This is a genomic window from Micromonospora sp. KC207 (assembly GCF_004348615.1).
Classification (GTDB): Bacteria; Actinomycetota; Actinomycetes; order Mycobacteriales; family Micromonosporaceae; genus Micromonospora.
In genome coordinates this window covers 24,496-32,660 of record NZ_SMKJ01000039.1, presented here as the reverse complement: position 1 = coordinate 32,660, position 8,165 = coordinate 24,496, and the positions used below count along the sequence as shown (strand labels likewise).

Sequence of the window (8,165 nt, the reverse complement as noted above, 5' to 3'; positions counted from 1 at the left end):
ACCCTGGGCAGTTCCAGCCAGCCCCGCGACACACCGGGCGGCCCCGGCCAGCCCGGTCCGTCGCCCACCACGCCGGGCACCCCGGATCAGGTTGCTCGCCCCGTGGGCACGACGGGCGACGGCACCGTGCCGCCTCCGGCCGACGGTCGCGCGGCACCGGCGCCGTCGGATCCGCCGTCGTACCTGGAGGCCGTCGGACCGGCACCGGCGGAGACGCTGCCTGTCTACGCGGAGCTGGACCCCCCTCCCCCGTCCTACGAGCCCGGGCAGCGCCCACTCCCGTCCGCGCCGGCCGAGCGGGAGCAGAGGGATCTTGGCAGGAAGGTGCCCCCGGAGGGGCCCCTCCCTTCCACGATCCGCTCGACGGTTCCCGCCTCCGCGTCGACACCGCGCGCGCCCGCGGCGGAGAAGGTGGAGTCGGCCACGCCTCGACCCGCGACCACGGTCGAGGGGCCCGACGTCATGGCTCCGCCGGTACCCGGGGCCGACGGCAAAGCGGGCGTCGACCGCGTCGGGCGTAAGGCGGTGCCGCCAGCAGGCGACGAGAAGACCCGTCTCCGGTCGGTCGTCGCTCCGGTGCCGCCGCTCGGCAAGGGGCCGTGGCTGTGGGACGTGCCGCCCGCCGTGTTCGCGAAGTCGACCGCCGAGACGGTCTGCGTCGGTGACCCGATCGACGTGACGACCGGCCGGATGATCTACACCGAGACCGACGCGCGCCTACCCGGCCTGTCCCTGGAGCGCACCCACCGCTCGGACTACCACTGGGGCCGGTCCTTCGGCCCCACCTGGGCGTCGACCCTGGACCAGCGCATCGTCGCCGACGGGACGCGGGCCTGGTTCCTGGCCGCCGACGGCTCGATCCTCACCTATCCGCTGCCGGCCGAGGGCGAGGAGGCGCTGCCGCTGCTGGGGCGCCCGCTTCCGCTGCGCCGGCTGGTCGGCGGCGGCTGGTCGCTCACCGACCGGGGCGTCCTGCTGCTGTTCGCCACCGCCGGGGACGATGACGAGGCGTTGCTCTCCGACGTCGCGACGGTCCGCACGCGGTGGCACGTCGCCCGGGACGAGGAAGGCACCCCGACGCTGCTGGAGTCGTCGTCCGGCGACCGGGTGGAGCTGCACGCACGGGCCGGCCTGGTGACCGGCGCGCTGTTCGTGCCGGTCGACGGGAGTGACGAGGTCGAGTTGCCGGCGTTCGGCTACGACGACCGACGCCGCCTGGTCGCGGTGCGTAACTCGTCCGGCGACCCGGTCCGGCTCGACTACGACGAGGCCGGCCGGATCGTGCGGTGGGAGGACCGCAACGGCGAGTGGTACACGTACGCCTACGACCGGGCGGGCCGGTGCGTGCTCGCCGACGGCAACGGCGGCTACCTGCGCTACACGTTCGCGTACGGCGACGGCGTCACGACCGTGACGGACTCGCTCGGCGGCGTGCACCGCTACGAGCTCAACGACCGTCTCCAGGTCACCGCGGTCACCGATCCGCTCGGCGCCACCACCCGCGACGAGTGGGACACGGCGCACCGGCTGCGGTCGCGGACCGACCCGCTCGGGCGGGTCACCCGCTTCACGTACGACGGGGCGGGCCGCCCGGTCGCGACGATCCTCCCGGACGGCAGCCACCGCCCGGTCACGCCCGACGACGGGCGGGCGGACGTCGCACCCGAACCCAAATTTGATCTTGATGGTCTGGGCCGGCCGAGGGCGGCGCGGCTGTCGGACGGCGCCGTCGCGGAGTTCGGCTGGACCGCCGAGGGCGACCTGGCCTGGCGCACCGGCCCGGACGGCTCCACACAGGAATGGCATTACGACGGCGAAGGGAATCTGGTGGAGAGTATCGACGCCGAAGGGCGTTCCGTGCAGATCGAGTATGGTTCGTTCGATCTGCCCACCGCACGCATCGACGAGGCGGGCAACCGTACCGAGTTCGCCTACGACACGGAACTCCGGCTGGTCGCAGTCACCAACCCGCAGGGCCGGGTCTGGCGGTACAGCTACGACGCGGCCGGGCGACTCGTCTCGGAGACCGACTTCGACGGGCGGACCCAGCGCTACGCCTACGACGCGGCGGGGCAGTTGGTCGCCCGCACGAATGCGGCGGGCGAGACCACCCACTACGCCCACGACCTGCTCGGTCGGGTGGTCGAGCGTCGGGTCGGCGACGTGGTCACGCGGCTGGAGTACGACGCCGACGGCCACCTCGCCGTCGTGGAGAGCCCGGACGCGGTCGTGCGGTTCGAGCGGGACGCCCAGGGCCGGGTGGTGGCGGAGACGATCAACGGCCGCACCGTGCGCACCTCCTACGACGGTGACGGGTCGATGGCGCGGACCACGCCGTCGGGCCGGTCCAGCCAGTGGACCTTCGACGTGCAGGGCCAACCGGTCACGCTCGTCACCGGCGGGCACGTGGTGCGGTTCGGGCACGACGCGGCCGGGCGGGAGATCAGCCGGACCGTCGACGACGTGCTGGCGCTGCGCCAGACGTTCGACGCGGCGGGCCGGCTGACGACGCAGCACGTCGCCGACGCCGCCGTGCGGGGCTTCGACTACGACGCCACCGACCGGGTCGTCGCGATCACCGACTCGCTCGACGGCGACCGTGCGTTCCGGGCCGACGCAACCGGTCGGATCCGCACCGTGGCCGTCGGCGGCACGGAGCGGGAGCGGTACGACTACGACGAGGCCGGCAACCTCACCGGCACCGGCGGCGGGCGCTGGGAGTTCGCCGGCAGCATGCTCCTGCGCGCGGACGACGCGCGGTTCGAGTACGACGCCAGGGGCCGCCTGACCACCCGGGTCGACCCGGCGGGCACGTGGCGGTTCACCTGGGACGCCGAGGACCGGCTGGTGCTGGCCACCACGCCGGACGGCGACCGGTGGCGTTACCGCTACGACGGCTTCGGCCGCCGCATCGCCAAGCAGCGCCTGGCCGACGACGACACGGTCCTGGAGGAGGCGCACTTCGCCTGGGCCGGCGACCTCGTGGTCGAGCAGACCGACGCCACCGGCACCGTCTCCTGGGACTACCGGCCCGACGGGTCCGCGCCGGTCACGCAGACCAACGGCGACGACGGGCTGCACACCGTCGTCACCGACGCCATCGGCACCCCCACCCACCTGGTCGAGGCCGGTGGCCGCCTGCGCTGGTGGTCGCGGGGCGACCTGTGGGGCCGGACCAGCGACCCGGTCGGCACCCCGCTGCGCTTCCCGGGCCAGTACCACGACACCGAGACCGGCCTGCACTACAACCGGTTCCGCTACTACGACCCGGCAACCGCCCGCTACCTGAGCCCCGACCCCCTCGGCCTGGCCGGTGGTCCCAATCCGGCCGCGTACGTCGACGATCCGCTGACCACCGCCGACCCGCTCGGCCTGACCCACTGCAAGGGAGGCAGCAGAAACAGCAGCCGGTCGTCCGAGAGTTCGCACTCACACCGGTCGAGCCGTTCGCACCGATCGCACGGCTCACACCGCTCACATGGTTCGCACCGCTCGCACGGCGAGCCGAGCAACCTGCCGCCGCAGGCGGCTCCGCCGACGCCGGAGGACCTGGTCGGCGGGCCGCAGTCCGAGCTGGACGCCGCCTTCGACCCCCTGGTGACCGAGGACGACCACGCGCGGCAGCACTCGATCGGCCAACTCTCGTCGGACAACTCCTCGTACGAGGACCTCCAGCAGAACCTCCAGCCGCTTCCCCCGCAGGGCTCCACGGTCGACTTCCAGAAGGCCAAGGAAGACTGGGACAAGGTCGAGTTCCGCATGTCCCGCTACGAGAGGTTGTGGAACAACCCCGAACTGAGGGGCGCCTACCAGGACTTCAAGGAACAGCTCAAGTTCGAGCTCCAGCTGAAAGCCCAGGGTTTCACCAACGACGAGATCGACGTCCAGGTGATCAACCGGTTCGGCTTCGACCGGGTCGCCCCGTTCGCGCAGTTGATGGCCGACAACCATGCCTTCTCCGTGCCCGCCAAGTGGTGGTACAAGCACCAGCACGACAGCGACTTCGACACCACGTTCCCCGAGGCCGTACAGCATTTCCGGTCGAACCTCGCCCTCTGGGGGAAGATCGGGCCCGCAGTCGCCGAACGGATCACCGAGCAGAGCGGCAACCGGATGCTCGAGGCGACGCCCGGTGGGCAGATCTTCGACAACATCATGCTCGGCACCGGCAACTTCTTCAATTACCCGCCCGGGTTCAACCGCATGTGGGAACAGTTCTCCCACCAGCTCGTGGCCGTCACCGACGGTCTGGTCGACGCCCACGTGTACCGCGGGGTGATGATACCGAGCGTCCTGCACAACACCGAGGCGCAGATCCTCTTCGAGAGGGTGGAGAGAGGTGAGATCGACGGCCTCCGGGTCGTCGCCTGGGAGTTCGTCGGCAGGAACAGGATCGCGAAGGCCGGCGAGTACGTCGTCCGCTCTCAGCAGTCCTACGACGAGCGGGTCCCGAAGCTCGAAAAGGGCAAGACCTCGAAGTCGTTCGACGACCACCAGCAACAGCTCTACGAACAGCTCTCCTACCGCCGGGAGGAGTACAACCGGATCGGGCTGCAGAACTCGCTCTCCGAGTTCCCGCCGGCCGAACGGAGGGACAGCAACTACATCTTCGTGGTCTCGGACGCGAGCCAACCCGAGATCATGGAGAGCCCGCAGAGCCTGACCAGAAAATGGTCGATGGCCCAGGAGAACCAGACCGCCGACAACCCGTTGGCCAGCCTGGACCAGATGCTGGCCGTGCTCCAGTACGCGCAGGATAACGGGGAGTGGTCGGGGAGCGTCTCCCCGGTCGCCGACCTCGCGGACGACTTCTCGAACATGGCTGTGGACCCGACCGGCAGCCGGTCCGGCTCGGCCGACAGCATTCCGGTCCCCCCGGCCCGGCACAACACCGCGTACGACTTGGCCGACGCCGAGTTCGGCCCCCTGCCGGGGAACCCGAATCCGAGCCCGCGCGGATCCGACTACTCGCCCACCCTGGACGCCGTACCGGAGAACGCCGGTCCGGTAACGGATTGGACCAGTTTCGCCCCGGACTGGGAGAGCTACGACTTCCCGCCGGCCGTCGACGACGGGCGCCGGGGCTCCAGCGACATGGGGCCGGCCGAGGGCAGCCACCGTTCCTCCGGATCACGCCGAAGGTCCAGCAAGCACTCGGGCAAGACGTCCTCGGACTCCCGCAGCCGGTCCGGGGGTTCGTCCAAGTCCAGCGGCTCCCGTGGTTCCCGCCGCAGTGCCCCCGCCCCGGCCCCCACGAACACCGACTGGGACCACCAGAGCGACCCGGCGTACGGCACCCAAGCGGCGTACCCCGAACAGATGCCCTTCGCGGACCCGACGAACTTCCCCGAAGGCGTGATCGACGACCAGAACGCCTACTCGGAGCCGCTCTACTCCGACCAGTCGCTCTACACCGGTGTGCCGTTCAGCGGCATGTCACCGGCGTCGTCGGTGAAGAGCACCGACGAGACGTACTGCGAGGCCGACCCGATCGACGTGACCACCGGCCGCATGATCCTCACCGAGACCGACGCCACGCTGCCGGGTCTTCCGCTGGTCCGGACCTACCGCTCCGACTACCGCTGGGGCCGGTCGTTCGGCCCGGCCTGGGCCTTTACCCTGGACCAGCGGGTCGTCGTCGACGGCGGGCGGGTGCGGTACCTGGCCTCGGACGGATCCATCCTGACCTACCCACTGGTCGCCGAGGGCGAGACGACGCTGCCGACGCTCGGTCGGGCGATGCCGCTGCGCCGGCTGGTGGGCGGCGGCTGGCTGCTCACCGACCCGGCGTCCGGCCGGGCCTGGGTGTTCGCCCCGGCGAGGCACGGGGAGTCGCTGCTCAGTGACGTGACCGACGGCGGCCTCCGGTGGTCGATCGCCCGCGACGACGACGGCACCGTCACGGAGCTGCGCTCCTCGGCGGGCGCGACGATCGAGTTCACCTCGTCCGAGCGTCTGGTGACGGGGATGCGGCTGCCAGACCACGACGGGGTGCTGGTGGAGGCGTCCCGGTTCGGCTACGACCAGGACCGCCAGCTGGTCGAGGCAATCAACTCCTCGGGCGACCCCGAGCGCTTCACGTACGCCGACGGGCGGATCGTGCGCTGGGACGACCGGAACGGGGAGTGGTACACCTACACCTACGACGAGGCCGGCCGCTGCGTCGCCACCGACGGCAGGGGCGGCTACCTGCGCTACCGGTTCGAGTACTCGGACGGCCTGACGGTCGTCACCGACTCGCTCGGCGCGGTGCGCAGGTACGAGCTCAACGACCGCCTCCAGGTGGTGGCGGAGACCGACGCCCTGGGCGCGACGACCCGGCACGAGTGGGACGACGCGTACCGCCTGCTGACCCGGACCGACCCGCTGGGCCGGACCACGAGCTACGAGTACGATGCCGCAGGGCGACCGACCGTGGTCACCCGCCCGGACGGCAGCCGCTCCACGACCACCTACGACGACCTGGGCCGGGCCACCTCGTGGACGGACTTCGACGGCTCGACCGTCAGCCGCGAGTTCGACACCGACGGCCGGGTGCTGGCCGAGATCGACGCCAGCGGTGAGGTCGTACGGTTCGACCGGCCGACCGAGCACGGCCAGGGAACGGCCAGCCAGGTCGGTCCGGCGGTCGTCGTGCGGAACACGGTACGGCAGGTCACGTCGATCACCACCGGCGACGGCGACACCCGGTACGAGTACGACCTCCTCGGCCGGATCGTCGTCATCGAGTCCGATCAGGGCAGCACGGAGCTCGGCTGGACGCTGGAGGGCGAGCTGGCCTGGCGGGAGAACCCGGACGGCAGCGTCGAGGAGTACGGCTACGACGGCGAGGGCAACCTGGTCGAGGCCCTCGACGCCGCCGGCCGCCGCACGTACCTCGAATACGGCGCGTTCGACCTGGTCACGGCCCGGATCGACGACGAGGACAACCGTACCGAGTACGCGTACGACACCGAGCTGCGGCTGACCACCATCACCAACCCGGCGGGTGAGACCTGGCGGTACACGTACGACCCGAACGGCCGGTTGGTCGAGGAGACCGACTTCGACGGCCGCACCCAGCGGTACGCGTACGACGCCGCGGGCCAACTCGTCGAACACACCGACGCGGCGGGTGAGGTCACCCACTTCGCCTACGACCTGCTCGGCCGCGTGGTCGAGCGCCGTACCGGCACGGCCGTGACCCGGCTGGCCTACGACGCCGCAGCCCGGATCGTCTCGGCCACCGACGCCGACGCGGAGATCCGGCTGGAGCGGGACGCGATCGGCCGGGTCGTCGCCGAGACGGTGAACGGACGCACGGTGTCCAGCTCGTACAGCGAGCAGTTCGGCGCGGTCACCGCCCGGACCCGCCCGTCCGGTGCGGTGACCCAGTGGTCGTACGACGAGTCCGGCCGGCCGGCCGTCCTGGTGGCCGGCGGGCAGCACCTCCGGTTCAGCTACGACGGCGGACGTGAGGTGAGCCGCAGCTGGGACGCGGGCCTGACGATCAGGCAGGACGCCAGCCGGGCAGCGGCGCTGGACGACCGTACGGGTGGGTCGGGCGACGTCCGGTACACGCTCGATGCCCTGGGCCGTCCGGTCACCCGGTCGGACGCCTCCGGCGACTGGCACCTCACCTGGGATCACCAGGGCCGGCTGACCACGGTCACCACGCCCGGTGGCGACCGCTGGCACTACCGGTACGACGCGTTCGGGCGGCGGATCGCCAAGCAGCGCCGCAGCGCGAAGGGCCAGGTGTTGGAGGAGACCGACTTCGTGTGGTCCGGTGACCTGCTGGTCGAACAGCATCACCGGGATCGCGGCGACAAGGTCACCACGACGGCCTGGGAATACCACCCGGTCCTGGCGCACCCGGTCGCCCAGATCACCGACGGGACCGTGCACGCCGTGGTGACCGACGACGCCGGCACCCCGACGCGGGTCGTCGGCACCGACGGCAGCGGGCCGGGCGGACCGGGCGGCATCCCGCTGCGGTCCGGCGGCCGGTACCTGGACGCGGAGACCGGGTTGCAGTACGACGGCTCCCGCTACTACGACCCGGTGACGGCGCGTTTCCTGCCGGAGCCGCGCACGGCCCCGGCGCCCGTCAGCTGATTCCCGGCGCCTGCCCCGGTCGCCCTCGGGTGACCGGGGCAGGCGCCACCGGCACGATCGAAGGAAGG

Annotated in this window: 1 protein-coding gene; it reads left to right on the top strand. The window is 71.6% G+C overall.

The genetic code is table 11. The features are described from left to right. Positions 1–102: 102 nt before the first annotated feature. The gene (locus E1258_RS07665) at positions 103–8,097 is read left to right on the top strand and encodes a DUF6531 domain-containing protein (RefSeq protein WP_243715262.1); all 7,995 of its coding nucleotides are present in this window, start codon (positions 103–105) and stop codon (positions 8,095–8,097) included. Positions 8,098–8,165 lie beyond the last annotated feature (68 nt).